Here is a 23798-nt window from a genome sequence, read left to right on the forward strand (position 1 = left end):
AGCCGATCACCCGCCGCCTCACCTGTATCCGTTCCATCCCCGTCGCCTGTCGCGGCCGCGCAGCTTGCAGCCGTCCCGCCCCCGCGGCCCGTTCCGTTCCCGCAGCCCGTTCCGTTCCCTCAGCCCGTCCCACCTGCGCCGCCCGTCCCATCCGCGTCGCCCGTCTCATCCGCGCAGCTTGTAGCCGAAGCCGCGGACCGTCTCGATCCGGTCCTGGCCGATCTTCGTGCGCAGCCGCTGGACGTGGACGTCCACGACCCGGGTGTCCCCGCCCCAGCCGTAGTCCCAGACCCGCTCCAGGAGCTTGTCGCGGGAGAGTACGGTGCCGGGCGCGGCGGAGAACTCCAGCAGCAGCCGCATCTCGGTGGGCGTCAGGGCCACCTGCTCGCCGCCGCGCCGCACCTCCATGCCCTCCGTGTCGACCTCCAGGTCACCGAAGACCAGCACCCCGGCCAGCCCCTCGGCCTCCCCTTCCGTACCGCCCTGGCCCGTCCCCTCCGGCCCGGCCGCGTGGCCGAAGCGGCGCAGCACGGCCCGGATGCGGGCGACCAGGACCGCGCCGTCGAAGGGCTTGGTGACGTAGTCGTCGGCCCCGGCCTCCAGGCCGAGCACCACGTCGATGGAGTCGGCCCGCGCGGAGAGCATGATCACGGGCACGGTCGACTCGTCCCGGATGCGGCGGCAGAGGCTCACCCCGTCGAGCCCCGGCACCATCACGTCGAGCAGGGCGATGTCCGGCCGGTCGGCCCGGAAGGCCTCCAGGCCCTGGAGCCCGTCGGGCATCGCGGTGACCGTGAAGCCGACCCGCTCCAGGGCGAGCTGGGTGGCCTCACGGATGACGTCGTCGTCCTCGACGAAGAGGACGTGGGTCTCGGCCATGGGGGTTGGGTCTCGCTTTCAGTTCCCGCTCGGTTCGGGCCGCTCGCCCGGCTCCGACTGCAGAGGCAGGTCGCCGTCCGTCTCGTCGACGGGAGGGCTGAAGTCGTTGTGCACCCGGTCGTGCTCGGTGAAGCGCTCGTCGGTCCAACGGTAGGTGACCACCTCGGAGCCGGACGGGTTGGTCACCGGGTCCTCGGCCCGGTAGACCTGGGTCGTCACCACCAGGTCGCCGCGGTCGATGGTGCCGTAGACGGCGGGGACCTCGACCATGAAGACGTTCTCGTACGAGCCGTCCTCGCGGGCCCGGTAGACATACGTCCCGATCCCCACCGCGTCGGCGCAGCTCATCACGTTGACCAGGACGTCGGCGGACCGGCCGCCGGTCATGGAGCCGTAGGAGGTGTCGACCGGGTAGGCCTCACCGGCGCAGGGCTCCAGGACATCCCGGACCTCCTTGCCCACCTTGGGGTCGGCCTTGAGGAGCCGTACGACGTCGACCCGCCGGACCGCCGGGGCGGTGCCGGAGGGGGTGGACCGGGGGGAGACCTGGGCGACGGGCTGACTGCCGGCGGGGCCCTCGTCGCGGGTGCCGGTGCCGCCGGTGGCGCAGCCGACGCAGAACAGCCCGAAGGCGGCGAGTCCGGCCAGGGCCGTACCACTCGCCGCCATACCTGCCCGGAACCCACGGTTCTGTCGGGGTCTGCCGGGGGCGCTCCCGTCGTCGGCGCTCGTCCCGCCGCCGTCACCGTCGCCGTTGCCCTTGAGGCCCGTACCGGCTCCGGTTCCGCTTCGGGTCGCCCTGCGGTCTCCGCCGGTTCCGCCGCTGCCGTCGCTGCTGGCTGTCAGGCCGCGCACCGCTCCCGCCCCCGCTCGTCGTGACGCCCGCCGTGGAGCGCCGGTGTGTTGGCCCGCGCCGCCGTCACGGAGGTGACCGACGCCGGGACGGCGGAGGCCTTCGACCGCTGGGCCGGGACCCGGCCGGAAGGGGTGACGGGCGCCGCGCCCCGATGACTACCGGGACGGCTCATGGCCTCCCGGTGGTTCCCGGTCCGGCCGGCGGTCTCCGGGTGCCCCCCGGTCCGCCGCCCGTGCTCGCGGGCGACCGCCTCGCGGCTGGTCAGCTCACGGCTCTCCAGCTCCTGCCGCAGCCGGGCCAGCGCCCGGTGCAGCGTGCTCTTGACCGTGCCGGCCGACATGCCGAGCGCCGCCGCCGTCTCCTCCGTACTCATCTGCTCCCAGTGTCGCAGCACGACGACGCTGCGCTGCTTCGGAGCCAGGATCCCGAGGATGTCCATCAGCAGGGCCCGGTCGGCGCGCTGCTCGCTGCCGTCGTCGACGCTCGCGTCGGGCAGCTGCTCGGTGGGCACCTCGTCCAGTTTGCGCGCCCGCCACCACTCCGTACGGGTGTTGATCATGACGCGGCGCAGATAGGCGTCGGCCAGGGACTTGTCGGCGATGCCGTCCCAGCGGCCGTACGTCCGCACCAGGGCGGTCTGGAGCAGGTCCTGTGCGTCGACGGGGTCGGGGACCAGACGCCGTGCGCTCCGCAGCAGCGCCTCCTGCCGTGTGCGTACGTAGTCCTCGAATGCGAGCACCTCGCCCTGCGCCATGACAACCGCCTCCGTCCCCGTTGGATCCCCGTGTACTGCTGTCGGAGACGCTACGGAGGCGTTGTCACGAGGCTGTGCGGAGCAGCCGTAGGCGGATGCACGGCTGTCCATCGGTTGTGTAACAGCGCCGGGCGGGGTACGGGCCTTTCGTTTGGGTCAGGCCGGGCTCGCGTGCCCCGGGGCCGTGGGCCTCAGGTCAGCGGCAGCCGGTACCGGCCGTCCGCCAGCGGCTCGACCAGCCCGTCCGCGACCAGCCCGTCCAGCGCCCGGGCCCGCTGCACCGGCTCGTCCCACACCGCGTCCAGCGCGGCCTGGGGGACGGGGGTGAGCGCGTCCCGCAACACCGCGAGCAGCCGCCCGCGCACCTGCCGGTCGGTCCCCGCGTACGTCTGGCCCTTGCGCGGCGGCCCCTCGTGCGCGGGCTTCCCGGCCAGCCGCCAGGCGCACTGCGCGGAGATCGGGCAGCGCTCGCAGCTCTCGTTGCGGGCGGTGCACACGAGCGCGCCCAGCTCCATGGTGGCCGCCGCCCACTTCGCCGCCCGCTCGTCCGTCTCCGGCAGCAGGGCCCGGGCGAGCTTGCGCTCGGCGGCGGTGGTCGCGTTCGGCGGGTACTGGATGCCGTTGGCGGCGCGGGCGAACACCCGGCGGACGTTGGTGTCGAGCACCGCGTGCCGCTGCCCGTACGCGAACGAGGCCACGGCCGCCGCCGTGTACTCCCCGATCCCGGGCAGCGCCAGCAGCTGGGCGTGCTCGCTCGGTACGTCACCGCCGTGCCGTTCCGTTATCGCCTGCGCAGCCCCGTGCAGCCGCAGCGCGCGGCGCGGGTAGCCGAGCCGGCCCCAGGCGCGGACCGCCTCCCCGGGCGCCTCGGCGGCCAGGTCGGCGGGGCGGGGCCAGCGGGCCAGCCACTGTTCGTAGACCGGGAGGACCCGGCTCACCGGGGTCTGCTGCAGCATGAACTCGCTGACCATCACCCCCCAGGCACCCGCCTCGGGGCGGCGCCAGGGGAGATCGCGGGCATGCTGCTCGAACCACCCGATGACGGGGGTGTGGAGAGAGTCGGCGGTGGGCGTCTGCGGCCCCTGGGGCGAACGGGGCGTCTGGGGGGAAGTCGAAGTCATGGCAGTCATGGCACTGACGATCCTGGCACGGAAGCGGGGACGGGCGTCACGGGTGCGGGGGTGTCGGCCCGCGCGGCTGCCCCGAGAGGCGGGAACGCCACCCGTTCTGTCCCCTGGGACCGGGGCCCCGCGACCGGCCACCGTGATGATCATCGGCAGAACTCGATGATGATCGGCAAAAACTGTGACCGGAGCGGCGGGTGGGGGTCGAGACGGCTTCGATCTCTCGTAGAGTTTGGCCCGTGGGATCTATGCGCAATCCGGTCGGTCCGCTTCCCTCCAGCATCTACTGGCGCCGAAGGGCGGTAGCGGGGCTTCTGGTTGTGCTGCTCGCGGCGCTGATCGCCTGGGCCGTCACCTCCGTCAACGGCGGCGGCACCAAGGACGACGGCAAGCCCGGCGGCTCCGACCCGGTCGAGTCGATCACTCCCGGCCCCGGCAGCTCCGGGCCGAAGATCACCCAACGGCCGGGCGGGCGCGACGAGTCGGAGGGCTCGGAGGGTTCCGAGGGCTCGGGCGGTTCCGGCGGCGGCGACGGCGACACGTCCGGCGCGGGCTCGGAGGACGGCTCCGGATCCGACGGTACGTCAACAGGCGGCGCGGACGCGGCCGGTGCGGGTGGCGGCGGTACGGGCTCCGGCGGCTCCACGGCCGGCCGACAGGTCCCGGCCAACTCCCCGCTCCCCGAATGCAAGCCGGGCGCGCTGGAGTTGACCCTGCGCACGAAGGTCAGTTACGGCCCCGACGACCGGCCCAAGTTCGAGATCATCGCCCGCAACACCTCGTCGGCGGCCTGCAAGACCGACCTCGGCCCGAAGAACGTGGTGCTGACGGTCACCGAGGCCGGTGAGGAGAACGACGACGTGATCTGGTCCTCGAAGGACTGCCCGGCGGCCCCGGGCCCGCTCTTCTTCCAGGTCCCGGCCGGTGCGACGATCGTGCACACGGTGGACTGGAACCGCGCCCGCTCCGCGCCCAACTGCGCCACCCCGCCCCCCGGCAAGGCCGCCCCCGGCACGTACCTCCTGGAGGCGAAGGCCCCGGACACCCCGCTCCGCCGGGCGTCGTTCGTCCTGAAGAAGGACTAGTCTCCTGAGTCAGGAATTCTGTTCAGATATGAGGCGAGGCGTTCGAGGATCTCGTCCGCGGTCTTGGTCCAGATATAGGGCCTGGGGTCGGTGTTCCAGGCTGCGATCCAGGTCCGGATGTCCTTCTCCAGGGCCTGGACGGTCTTGTGGACGCCTCGCCGTATCTGTTTGTTCGTCAGCTCGGCGAACCATCGCTCCACCAGGTTGAGCCAGGACGACCCGGTCGGTGTGAAGTGCAGGTGGAACCGGGGGTGGGCCAGCAGCCAGGTCTTGATGGCCGGGGTCTTGTGGGTGGCGTAGTTGTCCAGCACCAGGTGGACCTCGAGGCCGTCCGGCACTTCCCGGTCGAGCTTGATGAGGAACTTCTTGAACTCCTCGGCGCGGTGGCGGCGGTGCAGGGAACCGATGACCTTGCCGGTGGCGACCTCGAGTGCGGCGAACAGGGTGGTGGTGCCGGCACGGACGTAGTCGTGCGTGACGCGTTGCGGCACTTTGGGCATCATCGGCAGCACCGGCTGAGAGCGGTCCAGGGCCTGGATCTGCGACTTCTTGTCGACGCAGAAGACCAGGGCCCGCTCGGGCGGGTCCAGATAGAGGCCGACGACGTCGTGGACCTTGTCGACGAAGTACGGATCCGTCGACAGCTTGAACGTTTCCGAGCGGTGCGGCTGCAGGCCGAACGCCCGCCAGACCCGCGATACGGTCGACTGCGACAGGCCCAGTTCCTTCGCCATCGACCGCGTCGACCAGTGGGTCGCGTTCTTCGGCGCCGACTCCAGCGTCTTGGTGACCAATGCGGCCACCCGCTCGTCGGTCACCGTCCGGGGACCGCCCGAGCGGGGCATGTCGCCCAGGCCGGCGATCCGGTGCTCGACAAAACGCGCACGCCACCGGCCCACCGCATGCGGCGTCGAGCCGAGCCGGACAGCAACGTCCTTATTCGAAGCGCCCTCCGCGCAGGCCAGGATGATCCGACAGCGCAAGGCCCACGCCTGCGGCGTGGACCGACGCCGCACCCACCCTTCGAGCGCGGCCCGTTCCTCACCCGACAGGATCAACTCGGCCTTCGGCCGCCCAGTACGCGCCACAGGCCAAGCCTATACATCTGAACAGAATTCCTAACTCAGAAGACTAGGGCGTGTGTCGAAAGTCCCGCCTGCCCGGCGGTGCCCGGCACGCACGCTCGCGGCGTTGTCGGGATCACCCCGATACATCCAGTATCGGGGCGACCCTCCGCCTTGCGATCGCACGCACCGGACACCGCCGGGCCTGCCCTTCGGGCAGACGACGCTACTTTCGACACACGCCCTAGCCGCACTTACGGGCCCACCACTCCCAGCCCGTCCGCACCACCCCCCAGCCTGTCCGGCGCTTGAGGACGGAACCGTGCACTGGGATGGGCGTTGCCTGCGCGGGCCCGGGTGAGCCGGGGAAACTCAGCCTGTCCGGCGTTTGAGGACGGAACCCTGTACGTGGGCGGGCGTCGCCCTCACGGGCCCGGGTGACCCGGACGCGTACCGCCCACCCTGGCCGAGGCTTCCGTCCTCAAACGCCGGACGGGCTGGACAGGGTGCGGCCGGCTCAGACGTACCGTTCCAGGATCGACGACTCCGCCAGCCGCGAGAGCCCCTCCCGCACGCTGCGCGCCCGCGCCTCGCCGACGCCGTCCACGGTCTGGAGGTCGTCCACGCTGGCGGCCAGCAGCTTCTGCAGGCCCCCGAAGTGCTCCACCAGCCGCTCGATGATCGCCCCCGGCAGCCTCGGCACCTTCGCCAGCAGCCGGAAGCCCCGCGGCGAGACCGCCGAGTCCAGCGTCTCCGGCGAGCCGCTGTACCCCAGCGCCCGCGCCACCACCGGCAGCTCCAGCAGCTCCGTGTGGCTCAGCGAGTCCAGCTCCGTCAGCGCCTCCGCCACCGTGCGCGACCGTTTCGCCGTCGGCTCGGGCACATAGTCCCGGACCACCAGCTCCCGCTCCGGCTCCACGCCCGCGATCAGCTCGTCCAGCTGGAGTGAGAGGAGCCGGCCGTCGGTGCCGAGCTCGACCACGTACTCCGCGATCTCGGTGGCGATCCGCCGCACCATCTCCAGCCGCTGCGCCACCGCCGTCACGTCCCGGACGGTGACCAGGTCCTCGATCTCCAGCGCGGAGAGCGTGCCGGCCACCTCGTCGAGGCGGAGCTTGTACCGCTCCAGCGTGGCGAGCGCCTGGTTGGCCCGGGAGAGGATCGCGGAGGACTCCTCCAGGACCCGCCGCTCCCCGTCCACGTACAGCGCGATCAGCCGCATCGACTGGGAGACCGAGACGACGGGGAAGCCGCACGCCTTGGAGACCCGGTCCGCCGTACGGTGCCGGGTGCCCGTCTCCTCCGTGGGGATCGAGGCGTCCGGGACCAGCTGCACCCCGGCCCGCAGGATCTTGGTGATGTCCTTGTCGAGGATCAGCGCCCCGTCGAGCTTGCACAGCTCCCGCAGCCGGGTCGCGGTGAACTCCACGTCCAGCACGAACCCGCCGGTACACATCGACTCGACGGTCTTGTCCATGCCGAGGACGATCAGCCCGCCGGTGTTGCCGCGGAGAATGCGCTCCAGGCCGTCCCGCAGGGCCATTCCGGGCGCGACCGCGCTCAACGAGGCGCGCATCAGCGCTTCGTTGCCGGTGCCTTGGCCGGACTTTCCGGGCGCTGCCGCCCGGTCGTTGGCTGCCACTGCACTCCTCCGGTCAACAGGTTTGCGGTGCCCTTGCGTCCCCCATGCCGTGTCCACGGGCGGGCGAGACCAGGGCAAAGTCTACCGGCGCGCGTTGTCTTCCTGACGAGGCTGCGGCGCCTCCTGACGAGACCGGCGCGGGAGGACCCGCAGAGCATCCCCCATGTCGGCGACTTCTGTGACCTTCATACCCGAAGGAACCCGTCCCGGGTCGGTCGGCACCAGGGCGTGGGTGAAGCCGAGGCGGTGGGCCTCGGCCAGCCGCCGCTGCACCCCGGTGACCCTTCTGACCTCGCCCGCGAGCCCCACCTCACCGATCGCGACCAGGTTCTTCGGCAGCGGGGTGTCACTGGCGGCGCTGGCCAGCGCCAGCGCGATCGCGAGGTCGGCGGCGGGCTCGGTGAGCTTCACCCCGCCGACCGTCGCGCTGTAGATGTCCCGCTTGCCGAGCGCGCTGATCCGGCCGCGCTGCTCCAGCACGGCGAGCATCATCGAGACCCGGGAGGTCTCCAGACCGGAGGTGGTGCGCCGGGGCGAGGGGATCTGGGAGTCGACCGTGAGCGCCTGGACCTCCGCGACAAGGGGCCGCTTGCCCTCCAGCGTCACCGTGAGGCAGGTGCCCGGGACGGCGACGTCGCGCCGGGTCAGGAAGAGGCCCGAGGGGTCGGCGAGGCCGGTGATGCCCTCGTCGTGCAGCTCGAAGCAGCCGACCTCGTCGGTCGCCCCGTAACGGTTCTTGACGCCGCGCACCAGGCGGAGCCGGGCGTGCCGGTCGCCCTCGAAGGAGAGCACCACGTCCACCAGGTGCTCCAGCAGCCGGGGCCCGGCGATCGCGCCGTCCTTGGTGACATGGCCGACGAGCAGCGTGGCCATCCCGCGCTCCTTGGAGGCCCGGATCAGCGCCCCGGCCACTTCCCGGACCTGGGCCATCCCGCCGGGCGCGCCGTCGATCTCGGGCGAGGCGACCGTCTGCACCGAGTCCAGGACGAGCAGCGAGGGCTTGACCTCGTCCAGATGCGCGAGCACCGCCGAGAGATCGGTCTCCGCCGCGAGGTAGAGGTGGTCGCTGATCGCCCGGATCCGGTCGGCCCGCAGCCGGACCTGGCTGGCGGACTCCTCGGCGGTCACATAGAGCGTGCGGTGGTCGTCGCTCGCCGCCTTGGCCGCCACGTCCAGCAGCAGCGTCGACTTGCCGACGCCCGGCTCACCGGCCAGCAGCACGACGGCCCCCGGCACCAGCCCGCCGCCGAGCACCCGGTCCAGCTCCCCGACGCCGGTCGAGCGCGCCGTGGCCGTACGGCTGTCGACCTGGCCGATCGGCAGCGCGGCGGTGGAGACCCGCCCGGCCGCGGTCGTGCGCACGGCGGGGGCGCCGCCGAACTCCTCGACCGTCCCCCAGGCCTGGCATTCGGGGCAACGGCCGAGCCATTTGGCGGTGGTCCAGCCGCATTCGGTGCAGCGGTAGGACGGCCGGTCCTTCGCGGATTTCGTACGGGCAGCCATGGCGTCACCGTATCGGTGGGGTCTGACAGCGCCGCGCGCACACGGCGGGAACGGGGGCGCACAGGGCGGGAACCCGGGCGGAGCGCGGGGGCGCGGGGGCTTTCCGCACAGAGGGCGCACGGAAGCACCGGGGGCGGAATGCGCGGTCCCCGTCCCCTTTCGAGGGATTCGTTCACCCGTAAGGATTAAATGTGCTCAAGGGGCGCCAAGGGGGCGTACCCCTCTGCCTACGGTCGCCGGGTGACGAGCAGCAGGCTGCAGACCTCCACGCACACCACCGGCGCACACCGGGCGCACCGGCGAGCACCGCACGCCTCGGCCCAGCGCCCGGCCGCACGTTACGAGCCGTATCTCGACGGACTCTTCACCTACTGCCTCTCCGTGCTCTGCGACCACGACGCGGCGACCGAGGCCCTCGGCGCGGTCCTGGCGGTGGCGGAGCGGCACGAGGCCCGGTGCCCCGAGGGCGAGGAGGAACGTACATCCTGGCTCTACGCCCTGGCCCGCTGGATCTGTCTGCGTACCCTCACCGAGCGCAGGCGCGGCCGCCAGGCCCACCGCAGGCCGTCGGCAGCGGCCGGCAACGCGACCCCCGCCCGGCGCCCACCGACAGCCCCCGCCCCCGGTACCACCAGTGCCCCCGGAGGCACCAGCTCCACCGCCGCCACCGACATCTCCGCCGCCACCTCCATCGCCGCCGGGACCGCCCCCCACCCCACCCGGACCGGCCCGCACGCCGTCCCCGAGGACGCCATCACCCCTGCCCCCGCCGAGTCCCCGGCCGCCGAGGCGCGCCGCCGGGAGCTGGCCACCCTCGCCTGGCCCGAGGCCGCCGGTACCACCCCGGAGCAGCGTGAAGCGCTCGAACTGGCCGTACGCCACCGGCTCACCCCGCGCGCCGTCGCCTCCGTGCTCGGCCTGGAACCGGCCGCCGCCCGCGAGCTGCTCGCCGCCGCGGCCTGCGAGGTCGAGCGCACCCGGGCCGCGCTCACCGTCGTGGAGACCGCCGGCTGTCCCACCGTCGCCCGGCTCACCGGCGACCACCGGGTGCTCCTCTCCGCCACACTCCGCCGCGAACTGGTCCGGCACGTCGACGACTGCCCCCGCTGCCGCCGCGCCGCCGAACGCGTCGACGCCGCAGGGCCCTGGCCCGGGGCCACCGTCGCCCCGGTCACCGCCCGCCTGCCGCTCGTCGAGGCCCCGCGCCCCTCGGTCCACGTCGCCCTGGCCCAGGCCCGCCGCTCCCGTGCGGGCCACCCGCGCTTCGGGCGTACCGGCTTCCCGCTCGACCCCAAGGACGACGCCGCCCGCCGCGACCGGCTGCGCGCCCGGGTCGTGACGACGACGGTGGTCGCCACCGTGGTCGCCGCCCCCGTGATCGCCCTGTGGGCCGCCTACCGGGGCGCCCCGCTCACCGGCGAGGGCCACGACGGCTCCAAGGTCACCGCCACCGAGATCGAAGGCGCGGGCGAGCGGACCGACGACCCGGGATCGGCCTACGAGAAGGCGGGCAGCGCCCGCCCCGGCGACCGGCGCGGGGTCCACTCCCCGGACGTCACGGCCGAGGTCGTCAGCGTCGGCGGCGACCGGGAGAGCGCGGGCCGCCTGACCGTCACGGCCCGGACCTCCGGCGCGCTCACGACGATCACGCTGACCGCGTCCGCCCACGGCCCGGTCGACTGGACGGCCGCCACCGACGCACGGTGGCTGCGCCTCAGCCGTACGGCGGGCACGCTCGCGGCCGGGCGGTCCACCACCGTCACGGTCGCCGTCGACCACGCGGCGGCCCCGCGCGGCCCGTGGCGGGCCCGGATCGCGCTGAACCCCTCGGGCTCCGCCGTGATCATCGAGGGCCGGGGCACGACCGCCCCGCCCACCACCACCGACCCCACGCGCCCGGGCCCCGGCCCGAGCCCCACGGACCCGCACCCGACCGACCCCGGCCCGACCGATCCGGGCCCAGGCCCAGGCCCAGGCCCGGGGCCGGGTCCCGGCCCGAGCCCCACGGATCCGGGCCCGACCGACCCCGGCCCGACGGACCCGGGGCCGGGCCCCACCGACCCCGGCCCCACGGACCCGACCCCCACCGACCCGACGCCGACCGATCCCACCGACCCGCCCGGCCCGGACCCCACGGACCCGCCCCCGACGGACCCGGCCCCGAGCGACCCGCCCCCGACGGACTGACATCGACGGACTGACGACGGCCTGAGCACGACGGCCTGAGAAGGCCTGAGAAGGCTTGGCGACGGCCTGAGGACGACGGCCTGGCGCGGCCTGAGAGAGCCCGGCGGCGGGCTGACGGCGCCCTGAAGCGCCTTAGCCCGCTGCCTCAGATCTTCGGGTCCGCCGGATGCGGGGCCATCGGCAGCAGCGAGGCCAGCCGCTCCTCGCACAGCTCGACGAGCCGGTCGTACCCCTCCTTGCCCATCAGCTCGATCAGCTCCGGCCGGTAGGAGACGTACACCGGCTCCCCGGCCCCGTGCGCGGAGGTGGCCGAGGTGCACCACCAGTGCAGGTCATGGCCGCCCGGGCCCCAGCCCCGGCGGTCGTACTCCCCGATCGTCACCTGGAGCACCCGGGTGTCGTCGGGCCGGTCGATCCAGTCGTACGTACGCCGTACCGGCAGCTGCCAGCAGACGTCCGGCTTGGTCTCCAGCGGCTCCTTGCCCTCCCGCAGCGCCAGGATGTGCAGCGAGCAGCCCGCTCCGGCGGCGAAGCCGGGCCGGTTCTGGAAGATGCAGGACCCCTCCCAGCGGCGCGTCTGGCGTTCGCCGTCCTCGTCGACGCCGACCCAGCCCGTCTCCGTACCGACGTCGTGGAACTGCCACAGCTCCGGGGTGAGCCGTGCCACGTGCTCCGCGACCCGCTTCTCGTCGTCCTCGTCGGAGAAGTGCGCGCCCAGCGTGCAGCAGCCGTCGTCGGCGCGGCCCGCCTGGATGCCCTGGCAGCCGCTGCCGAAGATGCAGGTCCAGCGGGAGGTGAGCCAGGTCAGATCGCAGCGGAAGACCTGCTCGTCGTCGCCCGGGTCGGGGAACTCCACCCAGGCCCGCGCGAAGTCGAGGCCCTTCTCGTCGGACGGATCGGGTCCGTTCGCCTCCGGCCGTGCTGCCTGCTTGTTCGACTTCTGCTTCTTCGTGGCTTTGTCCTGCTTAGCCTTTTTCGTCTTTGGCACGCGCCCAGAGTAAGTCGCGCGGCGCAGTAGCGTTCCCGTATGAGACTCGGAGTCCTCGACGTGGGATCGAACACGGTTCATCTGCTGGTGGTCGACGCCCACCCCGGCGCCCGCCCGCTGCCCGCACACTCGCACAAGGCGGAGCTGCGGCTCGCCGAACTGCTCGACGAGGGTGGCGCGATCGGCCCGCTCGGTGTGGACCGGCTCGTCTCGACGATCTCCGACGCGATCCAGGCCGCCGAGGACAAGGGGTGCGAGGACGTGCTGCCGTTCGCCACCTCCGCCGTGCGCGAGGCGTCCAACGCGGACGAGGTCCTGGAGCGCGTACGGGTCGAGACCGGGGTCGACCTCGCCGTCCTGAGCGGCGAGGAGGAGGCGCGGCTCACCTTCCTGGCCGCCCGCCGCTGGTTCGGCTGGTCGGCGGGGAAGCTGCTGGTCCTGGACATCGGGGGCGGTTCGCTGGAGATCGCCTTCGGGATCGACGAGGAGCCGGACACCGCCGTCTCCCTGCCGCTCGGCGCGGGCCGTCTCACCGGCGCCTGGCTGCCGGACGACCCGGCCGACCCCGAACAGGTCCGGGCGCTGCGCCGGCATGTGCGGGCCACCATCGCGCGGACGGTGGGCGTGTTCAGCCGTTCCGGCCGCCCGGACCATGTGGTCGCCACCTCCAAGACGTTCAAGCAGCTCGCCCGGATCGCCGGTGCCGCCCGCTCCACCGAGGGCCTCTACGTGCAGCGGTCGCTGAGCCGCCGGGCCCTGGAGGAGTGGGTGCCGAAGCTGGCCGCGATGACGGTGGAGGAGCGCGGTCGGCTGCCCGGCGTCTCCGAGGGCCGGGCCGCACAGCTGCTGGCGGGGGCGCTGGTGGCGGAGGGCGCGATGGACCTGTTCGGGGTGGAGGAGCTGGAGATCTGCCCCTGGGCCCTGCGCGAGGGTGTCATCCTGCGCCGCCTGGACCACCTCCCGGTGGAGCGGGCCGCGCTGCCGGGGTGACGTACGGCGGGAGCGGGCGGTACTGCCCGGGGGACACACGGCGGGAGTGGGCCGCGCTGCCTGGCTGCCGTACGGGGTGGTGGTAGCGGGCGGCGGCACCGCCCGGCCGGCGTACGGCGGTAGCGGGCCGCGTACGGCGGTACGGGACGCCGCTCACCGGTGACGTACGGTCACCGCCCCATGGCCCTGATCACTTTCCGCCAGGGCCCCTCCGCCCCGCGCACCGGTGCCCGTACGCTGTCCAGGTGGCAGAACCAGTGGTGCGCATCCCCGATGCGAAGGTCGCCCTGTCAACGGCCTCGGTCTACCCCGAGTCCACCGCGACGGCCTTCGAGATCGCCGCGCGTCTGGGGTACGACGGCGTCGAGGTCATGGTCTGGACCGACCCCGTCAGCCAGGACATCGAGGCCCTGCGCCGGCTCTCCGACTACCACCAGGTCCCGATCCTGGCGGTCCACGCCCCCTGCCTCCTGATCACCCAGCGGGTCTGGTCCACCGACCCGTGGGTCAAGCTCCAGCGGGCCCGGGCGGCGGCCGAGAAGCTGGGCGCCTCCACGGTCGTGGTGCACCCGCCGTTCCGGTGGCAGCGCAACTACGCCCGGGAGTTCGTGAACGGGATCTGGCGGATGGCCGACGAGACGGACGTCCGGTTCGCCGTCGAGAACATGTACCCGTGGCGCTACCGGGACCGCGAGATGCTCGCGTACGCCCCCGACTGGGACGTCACCAACGACGACTACCGCCACTTCACGGTCGACCTCTCGCACACCGCGACCGCCCGCACCGAGGCGCTCGCCATGGTGGAGCGGATGGGCGACCGGCTCGCCCACATCCACCTCGCCGACGGCCGGGGCTCGGCCAAGGACGAGCACCTGGTGCCCGGCCGGGGCGACCAGCCGTGCGCGGAGCTGCTGGAGCGGCTGGCCCGTACGTCGTTCGACGGGCATGTCGTCATCGAGGTCAACACCCGCCGCGCGATGTCCTCCGCCGAACGCGAGGCCGACCTCGCGGAGGCCCTGGCCTTCACCCGCCTCCACCTGGCCACGTCCACGACGACGCCTATCGCTCCGGCAGCCCCGAACCCGGCCGCCTCCGACCCGGCCGCTCCCGACCCGGCTGCCGCCTCCGACCAGGCTGCCTCCGACCCGGCCCCCGGCCCCGGCACCCGCCGCCCGTGACCGACGACGCACCCGCCCCCGCCGCCGGGGCCGCCCCTCCCGCAAGGCCGCCGCCGACGGCCCCGACACCCGTACGCGCATCCTGCGGGCGGCCCGTACGGAGTTCGCGGAGCGCGGCTACGACAAGACGTCGATCCGGGGCATCGGCAAGGCCGCCGGGGTGGACGCGGCCCTCGTCCACCACTACTTCGGTACGAAGGACGAGGTCTTCGCCGCCGCCGTCGAGCTGACCTTCGAACCGGCCCTGGTCCTCCCCGCCGTGGTGGGCGGCCCGCCGGAGGCGCTGGGGGAGCGGCTGGCGCGCTTCTTCCTCTCCGTGTGGGAGGACCCCGGCACCCGTACGCCCCTGCTGGCGATCCTGCGGTCGGCGGTCACGCACGAGGCGGCGGCGAACGTGCTGCGGGACTTCGTGCTGCGGCGGCTGCTGGAGCGGATCGCGGCCGAGCTGGATGTACCGGACCCCACCCTCCGTGCCGAGCTGGCCGCCTCGCAGATGCTGGGCATCGCGATGCTGCGGTACGTGGTCCGTGCCGAGCCGCTCGCCTCGGCGGAGCCGGAGGAGATCGTGGCGATGGTGGCGCCGACGCTCCAGCGATACTTGGGCGAGGCCTGATCCCGCGTACCCCCGCCCGTCCGGGCCCGGCGACCACCCACCGACCATCGCGTCCCGTATTCCGGACAGCCTGTCCAGATCTTGGATCCGGGGCGTACGCTCGAAGGCAGCCTTTTCTTTAACTGTCGGAGGCAGTCCCCCTGCCGAAGGAGCGAGCGACGATGCCCCAGCTGAGGTCCCGCACGGTCACCCACGGACGCAACATGGCGGGCGCGCGCGCCCTTATGCGCGCGTCGGGCGTAGCGAGCGCGGACATCGGCAAGCCGATCATCGCGGTCGCCAACTCCTTCACCGAGTTCGTCCCCGGCCACACCCACCTCGCCCCGGTCGGCCGGATCGTCTCCGAGGCGATCCAGGCGGCGGGCGCGGTCCCGCGCGAGTTCAACACCATCGCCGTGGACGACGGCATCGCGATGGGCCACGGCGGCATGCTCTACAGCCTGCCCTCGCGCGACCTGATCGCCGATTCCGTCGAGTACATGGTCGAGGCGCACTGCGCGGACGCGCTGATCTGCATCTCCAACTGCGACAAGATCACCCCGGGCATGCTGATGGCCGCCATGCGCCTCAACATCCCCACCGTCTTCGTCTCCGGCGGCCCGATGGAGGCCGGCAAGGCCACCCTCGTCGACGGCACCGTGCGAAAACTCGACCTGGTCAACGCGATCAGCGACGCGGTCGACGAGACCATCTCCGACGAGGACATCCTCCGCATCGAGGAGAACGCCTGCCCCACCTGCGGCAGCTGTTCCGGCATGTTCACCGCCAACTCGATGAACTGCCTGACCGAGGCCCTCGGCCTCTCCCTCCCCGGCAACGGCTCGGTCCTCGCCACCCACACCGCCCGCAAGGCGCTGTACGAGAACGCGGGCCGCACGGTCGTCGAGATCACCAAGCGCTACTACGAGCAGGACGACGAGACGGTCCTGCCCCGCGCCATCGGCACCCGCGCCGCGTTCGACAACGCCATGGCGCTGGACATCGCCATGGGCGGTTCCACCAACACGATCCTCCACCTGCTGGCCGCCGCCCAGGAGGCCGAGCTGGCCTACGACCTGGCCGACATCGACGCCGTCTCGCGCCGCGTCCCGTGCCTCTCCAAGGTCGCCCCGAACGTCGCCCCCGGCGGGACGTACTACATGGAGGACGTCCACCGCGCCGGTGGCATCCCCGCCCTCCTGGGCGAACTGCACCGCGGCGGCCTCCTCAACGAGGACGTCCGCTCCGTGCACTCCGACACCCTCGCCGAGTGGCTGAAGAACTGGGACGTGCGCGGCGGCTCCCCGTCCGCCGAGGCCGTCGAGCTGTGGCACGCGGCCCCCGGCTGCGTCCGCTCGGCCACTGCCTTCTCCCAGTCCGAGCGGTGGGACACCCTCGACCTGGACGCGGCGGGCGGCTGCATCCGCGACGTCGAGCACGCCTACTCCAAGGACGGCGGCCTCGCCGTCCTCAAGGGCAACCTGGCCGAGGACGGCTGCGTCGTGAAGACGGCCGGCGTCGACGAGTCGATCTGGACCTTCGAGGGCCCGGCCGTCGTCTGCGAGTCCCAGGACGAGGCCGTCGACAAGATCCTCCGCAAGGAGATCACCGCGGGCGACGTCGTCGTCATCCGTTACGAGGGTCCGCGCGGCGGCCCCGGCATGCAGGAGATGCTCTACCCGACGTCCTTCCTCAAGGGCCGGGGTCTGGGCAAGGTCTGCGCCCTGGTCACCGACGGCCGCTTCTCCGGCGGTACGTCGGGCCTCTCCATCGGCCACGCCTCGCCCGAGGCGGCCTCCGGCGGCACGATCGCCCTCGTCGAGAACGGCGACCGCATCCGCATCGACATCCCCAACCGCTCCATCGAGCTCCTGGTCGACGACGCCGAACTCGCCACCCGCCGCACCGCCCTCGACGGCGTGTACGCCCCCAAGTCCCGCGAACGCAAGGTCTCGGCCGCCCTGCGCGCGTACGCGGCGATGGCGACGAGCGCGGACCGAGGCGCGGTCAGGGACGTCACGAAGCTGGGCTGACCAGGTGGGGGGAGCCGCTCCCGGCTCCCCCTCCGGGCCACCACCGCTCTGGTCCGCCGGCGGCCCCGGATCCGGGTTCCCCGGGGGCTCTCCGGACGGTCTTCCGGTCTCCTGGGCCGCCTGCCTCCCGCGCTCCGTGCGCTGTTTTCCCCAGCCCATCCGGCGCGGTTCCCCGTCCGGCTTCTCCGGCGCTCGCTCTCCGCCTCGTCGGCGGCCGGGTCGGCTTCGCAGCCCCCGGAGCGCTTGCCTTCCTGCCACTCCCGGCGGCTGGGCCCGCATGTTCAGCCCCTCCGGCGTTTGAGGAGCGGGGTCCGGGGCGGAGCCCCGGGGGCAACCAGACTGGGCCCGGCGTGAACCCGGGCCCGAGCCCCGGACCCGGCGGAGGCAGCCCCCAGACCCGCCCCCCCGGGAGACTCGGCGCCAAGGGCGCCCCCTCACCAACCCTCCGGCACCAGCCCGTCCACCGCGAAGACCGACCCGTCCGGCGCCGTCCCCACGACCGTCCGCCCCGCCGTCACCGGGGCGGGCAGGTCGGAGGCGTACGTCAGCTTCCCTCCGCTCAGCCGCGCCCGGGTCTGCCCCACCACCGCCCCCCGGCCGGTGTCCACGGCCAGCAGCCGCCCGTCCGAGGCGGAGAAGTACAGGTGCCCGCCCTCCCCGAGCACCGGCGCGGACCCCCGCCCCACCCCGGTCTCCAGCCGCCACAACTCCCCGGCCCCGCCGGAAGCGCCCGCCCCGCCGGGAGCCTTCCCACCGGCCCCGGCTCCCGCTCCCGCCCCCGTATCCACCGCCAGCAGCGACCCGCCCCGGCCCAGCAGATACGCCGCGTCCCCGGCCATCGCCACCTGCGGCTCGTCCATCCGGAAGGGCAGCGCGATCCGGGTGGCCTCCCGCTTCCCCGGCGCGTACCGCACCAGCGCGACGGTCTCCGCGTCCCGGTTCATCGCCGTGAGCACCAGCTCCCCGGCCCCGGCGGTGGAGACCGGGGTCAGCATCCCGTCCAGCCGCCGCTGCCACGCGACCCGGCCGCTCGTCGCGTCCACGGCGGTGACCAGGGTGGAGCCACCGCTCGCCGCGTGCTCGACGGCGTACGCGAGACCGGAGGCCTCGTCGTACAGCCCGAAGTCCGGCCGGGTGTGCCCGGCCAGCGCCCGCTCCCACCGCTCGGTCCCGCTGCCGCCGTCCAGCGCCGTCACCGTGCCGTCGTCCGCGACGACCAGCAGCGTGGAACCGGCGGCGAAGGCGGACCCGGGGCTCGCGGAGAGCCCGGTCTCCCGGACCGGTGTGCCCTTGACCGGGTCGTACGCGCGCAGCTTCCCGTCCGGCCCCGCCGAGAGCACCACCCCGCCCGAGACGACGGGCGCCGAGGCATCGCGGAGGGCGGTGTTCCGGTCCGACCAGAGCACCCGCCCGTCGGCGGGGTCGATCCGTACGGTCCCGGTCCCGTCCACCGCGCAGTACAGGGCCGCACCGACCCCGGCGGAGGAACAGACGGGGGTGGCGTTCCCGGAGGTCCGCAGCACGGTGCTCCACGGCGAGAACGCCTCCGCCGCACCCGACTCCGTAGCCCTCCCCTTCCCCTCCGTCATGCGCCCCGGAGCCTCCGCGGCCCCACCGCCGCCGCCGCCCCACAGCGCGAACCCCCCGGCGCCGACGCCCGCCACCAGCAGGAGCAGCGCGGCGGCCACCACCAGCCGCCCACGTGAACGCCCACGCCCCCACCGCCGTGCCGGAACCCCGCCCTCGCGTACATGCGTGGCGTCCTCGGCCCCCTCCCGCTCACCGCCCGCCACGGCAGTCGCCGTGACCGCCGCCGCCCGCCGCTGAGCCGGTATGAACGCGGCGGCCTCGTACGACGGCGGCCGCAGCTCCGCCATCACCTCGTCCGGCGTCGGCCGCGCGGCCGGGTCCTTCGCCAGGCACCGCCCGACCAGCTCCGCGAGGTCCTCCGGCACCCCGCTCAGATCCGCCTCGTCGTGCACCACCTGGTACGCCACGATGTACGGGCTGTCCGAGTCGAACGGCCCCCGCCCCGTCGCCGCATGGACGAGCACCGCCCCCAGCGCGAACACATCGGCGGCCGGCCCCACCTCACGCGGCCGCTGGAACTGCTCGGGCGCCATGTAGGGCGGCGAGCCGATCAGCTTGCCGGTCTCGGTGCGCAGATCGCTGTCGTACGGGCGGGAGATGCCGAAGTCGATGACCTTCGGGCCCGCGTCGGAGAGCAGCACGTTGCTCGGCTTGAGGTCGCGGTGGATGACGCCCGCGCGGTGGATGTCCCGCAGCGCCTCGGCCAGTCCTGCGGTCAGCCTGCGCAGCTCGGCGGGGGCCAGCGGCCCGTTCCGCTTGACCTGCTCGGCGAGAGTCGGCCCGGGGACGTACAGGGTGGCCATCCAGGGCCGTCCGGCGTCCGGGTCGGCGTCCACGACCGGGGCGGTGAACGCCCCGCTCACCCGCCGCGCGGCCGCCACCTCCTGCCGGAACCGGGCCCTGAACTCGGGGTCCGCCGCATACGGCCGGTGCACCACCTTCACCGCGAGCTGGAGCCCGGAGGCGGAGCGCGCCAGATGGACGACGCCCATGCCGCCCGAGCCGAGACATGCCTCAAGGCGGTAGGTACCCGCGTATTCCGGAAATTCCGCTTCCGGATGCGCTCCGGTCCCTGGCAGCGGCGGCATCGCCCACCCCCGTGTTGTGATGCGCAAGCGCGACGCACGGAGCCTAGTCGATGGTGCGTGCGAGTGGCGCGGGGCTTGTTAGCCTGCGCGTCGTACGGCTTCGTACGCATCGTTTCTCGACGGGGGAGGCCCTCATGGGCGCTGACGAGCAGACCATCGAACCGCCGGCGGAGAGAGCCGCGGAGGCACCCGAAGCGGCGACCACCACGGCCGGGGCCACGACCGCAGCCGCGGCGACCGCCTCGCTGCACAAGTACCCGATCGCCCCCGGCTACCGGGTCAACGTCCGCTCCGGCCCCGGCACCAACTACCGGATCGTGCGCACGCTCCCGCTCGGCATGAAGGTCCCGATCTACTGCCAGAAGCCGGGCGAGCGGGTCACCGGCCCGTACGGCACGTCGAACCTCTGGTGCAACATCGCCAACGGCCAGTTCATCTCGGACACGTACGTCTACACCGGCAGCGACGGATACGTGGCCCCCCGCTGCGACTGAAGGAACCGCCGGACCGGATGGGCCCACCGGCCCACCGGCCCACCGGCCCGGGCGGGCCGCACCGGACCACGGGACCACCGGTCCGCACCGGACCACATCAGCCCCCGGGCCACCGAAACACACCCCGGCCCCAGCCCGCCGCCCGACGTCCCACGCTCCGCCACCTCGCACCCCGCCCGGGGATAATCGACCCCGTGAGCGAGAACAGCGAAGCACCCGGAACCCCGCCCGCCGCCGCAGCGACCGGCTCCGGCGGCGGTGCCCCCACACCCCCCGGCCCGCAGCCCGAGCCGATCCGCTTCTTCGGCACGACCTGGGTCGACCACGACGGCGGTTACGGGCTCCGCCGCGTCGGCGTCGCGGCCGGTTCGCTCGCCGCCGCCGTGGGCAGCTGCCTCGCCCTGCGCTTCGCCTACCAGGGCCTGGCGATCGCCGAGGTCGACAGCATTGTGGGGATGCTGGTGATCGTGATGTTCGCGGTCTGCAGCGCCATCGCGTTCCGCAAGACCTGGGAGTCCTTCGGCGCGCGCCCGAAGGACCCGGCCCGCGAGGACAGCCTGCGCGGCCTGAAGTCGATCGGCTTCATCGGCTCGCTGCTCGCCTACTTCTTCCGCTCGCTCATCGAGGCCCCGGGCGAGAAGCTGCACCGCGCGGAGTACGAGAGCGCCCGTACGCAGTTCGAGAAGCGCCGCGCGACCCGCACCGGCAACCCGGCGGCCCGCAAGCGCCCCAAGCGCCGCTGACCGCACCCGCCACCGACCGCAGCACCCCACATCACCCGCCCCACACCACCGCGCCCCCTTGACGAGCGGGCTCATCGGGTCTGTAATTCATCACATGATGAATTACGACTCCGGTGGAACACACCCACCCCCGCAACCCCCGCCTCCCGCCATCGAGGCCCGGGGCCTCACCGTCGTACGAGGCGACCGCACGGTCCTGCGCGGCCTCGACTTCACCCTCGAACCCGGCACGATCACCGGCCTCCTCGGCCCCTCGGGCTGCGGAAAGACGACCCTGATGCGGGCGGTCGCCGGCACCCAGGCCAAGGTGACGGGCACACTCACCGTCCTCGGCCACCCCGCCGGAGCCCCGCCCCTGCGCCCCCGCATCGGGTACGTCACCCAGGCGCCCTCCGTCTACACGGACCTCACCGTCCGGCAGAACCTCGACTACTTCGCGGCCGTCCTCCACCCCGGCCGCGCCCACCGGGAGACCTGCCGCACCGCCGTCACCCGCGCCATCGAGGACGTCGACCTCACGAGCCACGCCGACGCCCCGGCCGGTGCGCTCTCCGGCGGCCAGCGCAGCCGGGTCTCGCTGGCGGTGGCCCTGCTCTCCACCCCCGACCTGCTGGTCCTGGACGAACCGACGGTCGGCCTGGACCCCGTACTCCGCCGCGACCTGTGGGACCTCTTCCACCGCCTGGCCGCCGACCGGGGCGCCACCCTCCTCATCTCGTCGCACGTCATGGACGAGGCCGAACGCTGCCACCGCCTCCTCCTGATGCGCGAGGGCCGCATCCTCGCCGAGGACACCCCCGAGGCACTCCGCACCCGCACCGGCACGGAGACGGTGGAGGCGGCCTTCCTCCACCTGGTCGACGAGGCGGCAGCCACTCAAGGGAAGGAGCCGCGGCCATGAAGGCGACGGCGACCGCCACCAGCCCCCTCCCCCTCTCCTTCGCCCGTACGGCGGCGACAGCGGCCAGGGTCCTGCGCCAGCTCCACCACGACCCGCGCACCATCGCCCTGCTGCTGCTCGTCCCGGTCCTGATGATCACGCTGCTCCGGTACGTCTTCGACGGCGCACCCGGGACGTTCGACTCGATCGGCGCCTCGCTCCTCGGCATCTTCCCGCTGATCACGATGTTCCTGGTGACCTCGATCGCCACCCTGCGCGAACGCACCTCGGGCACCTTGGAGCGCCTCCTCGCCCTCCCGCTCGGCAAGGGCGACCTGATCGCCGGGTACGCCCTCGCGTTCGGCGCGGTCGCGGTCGTCCAGTCCGTCCTGGCCACCGCCGTCTCGGTCTGGCTGCTCGGCCTGGACGTGACCGGCTCACCGTGGCTGCTCCTGCTGGTCGCACTGCTCGACGCCCTGCTCGGCACCGCGCTCGGCCTCTTCGTCTCGGCGTTCGCCGCATCGGAGTTCCAGGCGGTCCAGTTCATGCCGGCGGTGATCTTCCCGCAGCTCCTGCTCTGCGGCCTGTTCGTCCCGCGCGACCGGATGCACCCGGTGCTGGAGGCGATCTCGAACGTCCTGCCCATGTCGTACGCCGTCGACGGCATGGACCAGGTCGTGCGCCACTCCGACCTCACCGGCGCCTTCCTCCGGGACATCGCGGTCGTGGCCGGAAGCGCGCTCCTGGTCCTCTGCCTGGGCGCGGTCACGCTCCGCCGCCGCACCCCGTGAGACGCCTCCGCACACCCGGGGACCCCGGTGCGAGGATGACGGCGAACGGCAAGACGACGGCCGCGCATCCGACGCACCACGGCCCCAGCACCGCCCGGAGGGTGAACACATGACCCAGACAGTCGCAGTCCTCGGTACCGGAAAGATCGGGGAGGCCCTCCTCAGCGGCATGATCCGGGCGGGCTGGCGACCGGCCGACCTCCTGGTGACCACCCGCCGCAGTGACCGCGCCGAGGAGCTGCGCACGCGGTACGGAGTCGAGTCGGTCGGCAACGCCGAGGCGGCGAAGGCCGCGGACATCCTCATCCTGGCGGTGAAGCCGCAGGACATGGGGAAGCTCCTCGACGAGCTGGCCCCGCACGTCGGCACCGACCGCCTGGTGATCAGCGCCGCCGCCGGTATCACCACCACGTTCATCGAGGAGCGGCTCACCACGGGCACCCCGGTCGTCCGGGTCATGCCCAACACCCCGGTCCTCGTGGACGAGGGCATGTCCGTCATCTCGGCCGGCAGCCACGCCACCGGCGCTCACCTCACCACCACCGAGGAGATCTTCGGCGGCGTCGGAAAGACCCTGCGCGTCCCGGAGTCCCAGCAGGACGCGGCCACCGCCCTCTCCGGCTCGGGCCCCGCCTACTTCTACTTCCTGGTCGAGGCCATGACCGACGCGGGCATCCTGCTCGGCCTGCCCCGCGCCCAGGCCCACGACCTCATCGTCCAGGCCGCGATCGGCGCCGCCGTGATGCTCCGCGACAGCGGCGAGCACCCGGTCAAGCTCCGCGAGGCCGTCACCAGCCCCGCCGGCACCACGATCAGCGCCATCCGCGAGCTGGAGAACCACGGCGTACGGGCCGCCCTCATCGCCGCCCTCGAAGCCGCCCGCGACCGCAGCCGCGAACTGGCCTCCGGCAACGGCTGACCCCCGCCCCGGCCGGGGGTTGACACACCCCGGCCGGAACCGTAATGTGCTCCGAGTTGTCCGACGTGAGCGCCGACCCCGGTCGGTCCCCGGACAGCCATTCCGCAGTAACCACGATCAGCTTGCGACTCCGTGTCGCCTGCTTTTTCGTGCGCATTCGCGAAATGAGGAATCCGCGTTCGAAGGGACGCACCCCGATTAGCGTCGGGGAGCAGGATTCCGCTAAAGTCTCACTCGTCGGAACGGCCCAACGGCCGGGAGGACAAGCCCCACTGACTGGGAGTCAGGCCCGAAAGGATCTGATAGAGTCGGACTCGCCGGAAAGGGAAAAGCGCGAAAGCGAAGAACCCCGGAAAGCGAGTAGCAGGACCCGCTTCGACCGGGATCAGACACTGGAAAGCGTCTGATAGAGTCGGAA

At 73.2% G+C, this 23798-nt stretch carries 20 protein-coding genes; 11 read left to right on the top strand and 9 right to left on the bottom strand.

All coding sequences use genetic code 11. The features are described 5' to 3' along the window. Positions 1–165: 165 nt before the first annotated feature. From cseB to DJ476_RS19535, 4 genes are all read right to left on the bottom strand, one after another. Positions 166–879 carry a two-component system response regulator CseB gene (gene cseB / locus DJ476_RS19520; RefSeq protein ID WP_018489324.1) on the bottom strand — a complete coding sequence of 238 codons (714 nt, stop codon included), beginning with the start codon at positions 877–879 and terminating at the stop codon, positions 166–168. A gap of 18 nt (positions 880–897) precedes the next feature. Beyond that, a complete protein-coding gene (locus DJ476_RS19525; RefSeq protein ID WP_070204510.1) occupies positions 898–1548 on the bottom strand; it encodes a hypothetical protein in 651 nt (216 codons plus the stop codon). A 173-nt stretch (positions 1549–1721) separates the two neighbouring features. Then, positions 1722–2489, bottom strand: a complete 768-nt coding sequence (locus DJ476_RS19530; protein WP_103421621.1) for a SigE family RNA polymerase sigma factor — start codon at positions 2487–2489, stop codon at positions 1722–1724. A 191-nt stretch (positions 2490–2680) separates the two neighbouring features. Then, positions 2681–3619: an HhH-GPD family protein gene (locus DJ476_RS19535; RefSeq protein WP_070204512.1), complete on the bottom strand. Its 939-nt coding sequence runs from the start codon at positions 3617–3619 to the stop codon at positions 2681–2683. A gap of 242 nt (positions 3620–3861) precedes the next feature. On the opposite strand from DJ476_RS19535, the gene DJ476_RS19540 reads away from it, so the two are divergent. Beyond that, a complete protein-coding gene (locus DJ476_RS19540; protein ID WP_208853585.1) occupies positions 3862–4698 on the top strand; it encodes a hypothetical protein in 837 nt (278 codons plus the stop codon). On the opposite strand, the gene DJ476_RS19545 is transcribed toward DJ476_RS19540, so the two are convergent. The 3 genes from DJ476_RS19545 to radA form a co-directional block, all read right to left on the bottom strand. Then, complete coding sequence (locus DJ476_RS19545; protein WP_112491151.1) at positions 4695–5786, bottom strand: IS630 family transposase; 1092 nt, start codon at positions 5784–5786, stop codon at positions 4695–4697. The genes DJ476_RS19540 and DJ476_RS19545 overlap by 4 nt on opposite strands. Positions 5787–6279: 493 nt before the next feature. Further along, the gene (gene disA, locus DJ476_RS19550; protein WP_028416141.1) at positions 6280–7404 is read right to left on the bottom strand and encodes a DNA integrity scanning diadenylate cyclase DisA; all 1125 of its coding nucleotides are present in this window, start codon (positions 7402–7404) and stop codon (positions 6280–6282) included. A gap of 81 nt (positions 7405–7485) precedes the next feature. Beyond that, positions 7486–8907 (bottom strand): DNA repair protein RadA, encoded by a 1422-nt coding sequence (gene radA, locus DJ476_RS19555; protein ID WP_112491152.1) that lies wholly within the window; start codon positions 8905–8907, stop codon positions 7486–7488. A 240-nt stretch (positions 8908–9147) separates the two neighbouring features. On the opposite strand from radA, the gene DJ476_RS19560 reads away from it, so the two are divergent. Further along, complete coding sequence (locus DJ476_RS19560) at positions 9148–11094, top strand: BACON domain-containing protein (protein WP_112491153.1); 1947 nt, start codon at positions 9148–9150, stop codon at positions 11092–11094. Between the two features lie 145 nt (positions 11095–11239). On the opposite strand, the gene DJ476_RS19565 is transcribed toward DJ476_RS19560, so the two are convergent. Then, positions 11240–12082, bottom strand: coding sequence for a hypothetical protein (locus tag DJ476_RS19565; protein WP_070203426.1), 843 nt, complete (start codon positions 12080–12082; stop codon positions 11240–11242). 39 nt (positions 12083–12121) lie between these two features. Here DJ476_RS19565 and DJ476_RS19570 point away from each other — a divergent pair, with 39 nt between their 5' ends. The 4 genes from DJ476_RS19570 (at position 12122) to ilvD (ending at position 16875) form a co-directional block, all read left to right on the top strand. Continuing rightward, a complete protein-coding gene (locus DJ476_RS19570; protein ID WP_112491154.1) occupies positions 12122–13072 on the top strand; it encodes a Ppx/GppA phosphatase family protein in 951 nt (316 codons plus the stop codon). A gap of 257 nt (positions 13073–13329) precedes the next feature. After that, positions 13330–14250 (top strand): sugar phosphate isomerase/epimerase family protein, encoded by a 921-nt coding sequence (locus tag DJ476_RS19575; RefSeq protein ID WP_103421625.1) that lies wholly within the window; start codon positions 13330–13332, stop codon positions 14248–14250. Then, the gene (locus tag DJ476_RS19580; RefSeq protein WP_112492569.1) at positions 14207–14863 is read left to right on the top strand and encodes a TetR/AcrR family transcriptional regulator; all 657 of its coding nucleotides are present in this window, start codon (positions 14207–14209) and stop codon (positions 14861–14863) included. Before DJ476_RS19575 ends, DJ476_RS19580 begins: the two co-directional genes overlap by 44 nt. 161 nt (positions 14864–15024) lie before the next feature. Then, the gene (ilvD, locus tag DJ476_RS19585; protein WP_103421627.1) at positions 15025–16875 is read left to right on the top strand and encodes a dihydroxy-acid dehydratase; all 1851 of its coding nucleotides are present in this window, start codon (positions 15025–15027) and stop codon (positions 16873–16875) included. Positions 16876–17309: 434 nt separating this feature from the next. Here the strand turns inward: ilvD and DJ476_RS19590 are convergent, their stop codons facing one another. Then, on the bottom strand, positions 17310–19553 hold the full coding sequence (locus DJ476_RS19590; RefSeq protein WP_112491155.1) for a protein kinase domain-containing protein: 2244 nt from the start codon (positions 19551–19553) through the stop codon (positions 17310–17312). 134 nt (positions 19554–19687) lie between these two features. Between DJ476_RS19590 and DJ476_RS19595 the strand changes: the two genes are divergently transcribed. The 5 genes from DJ476_RS19595 (at position 19688) to proC (ending at position 23380) form a co-directional block, all read left to right on the top strand. Then, positions 19688–20047, top strand: coding sequence for an SH3 domain-containing protein (locus DJ476_RS19595; RefSeq protein WP_103421629.1), 360 nt, complete (start codon positions 19688–19690; stop codon positions 20045–20047). 194 nt (positions 20048–20241) lie between these two features. Then, positions 20242–20790, top strand: coding sequence for a hypothetical protein (locus DJ476_RS19600; protein ID WP_112491156.1), 549 nt, complete (start codon positions 20242–20244; stop codon positions 20788–20790). 94 nt (positions 20791–20884) lie between these two features. Next, a complete protein-coding gene (locus DJ476_RS19605; RefSeq protein WP_112491157.1) occupies positions 20885–21691 on the top strand; it encodes an ABC transporter ATP-binding protein in 807 nt (268 codons plus the stop codon). Then, positions 21688–22461, top strand: coding sequence for an ABC transporter permease (locus tag DJ476_RS19610; RefSeq protein ID WP_070203436.1), 774 nt, complete (start codon positions 21688–21690; stop codon positions 22459–22461). Before DJ476_RS19605 ends, DJ476_RS19610 begins: the two co-directional genes overlap by 4 nt. A 109-nt stretch (positions 22462–22570) precedes the next feature. Continuing rightward, positions 22571–23380: a pyrroline-5-carboxylate reductase gene (gene proC, locus DJ476_RS19615; RefSeq protein WP_019764577.1), complete on the top strand. Its 810-nt coding sequence runs from the start codon at positions 22571–22573 to the stop codon at positions 23378–23380. Positions 23381–23798 lie beyond the last annotated feature (418 nt).

Source organism: Streptomyces bacillaris (assembly GCF_003268675.1).
In the GTDB taxonomy this organism is placed as follows: domain Bacteria; phylum Actinomycetota; class Actinomycetes; order Streptomycetales; family Streptomycetaceae; genus Streptomyces; species Streptomyces bacillaris.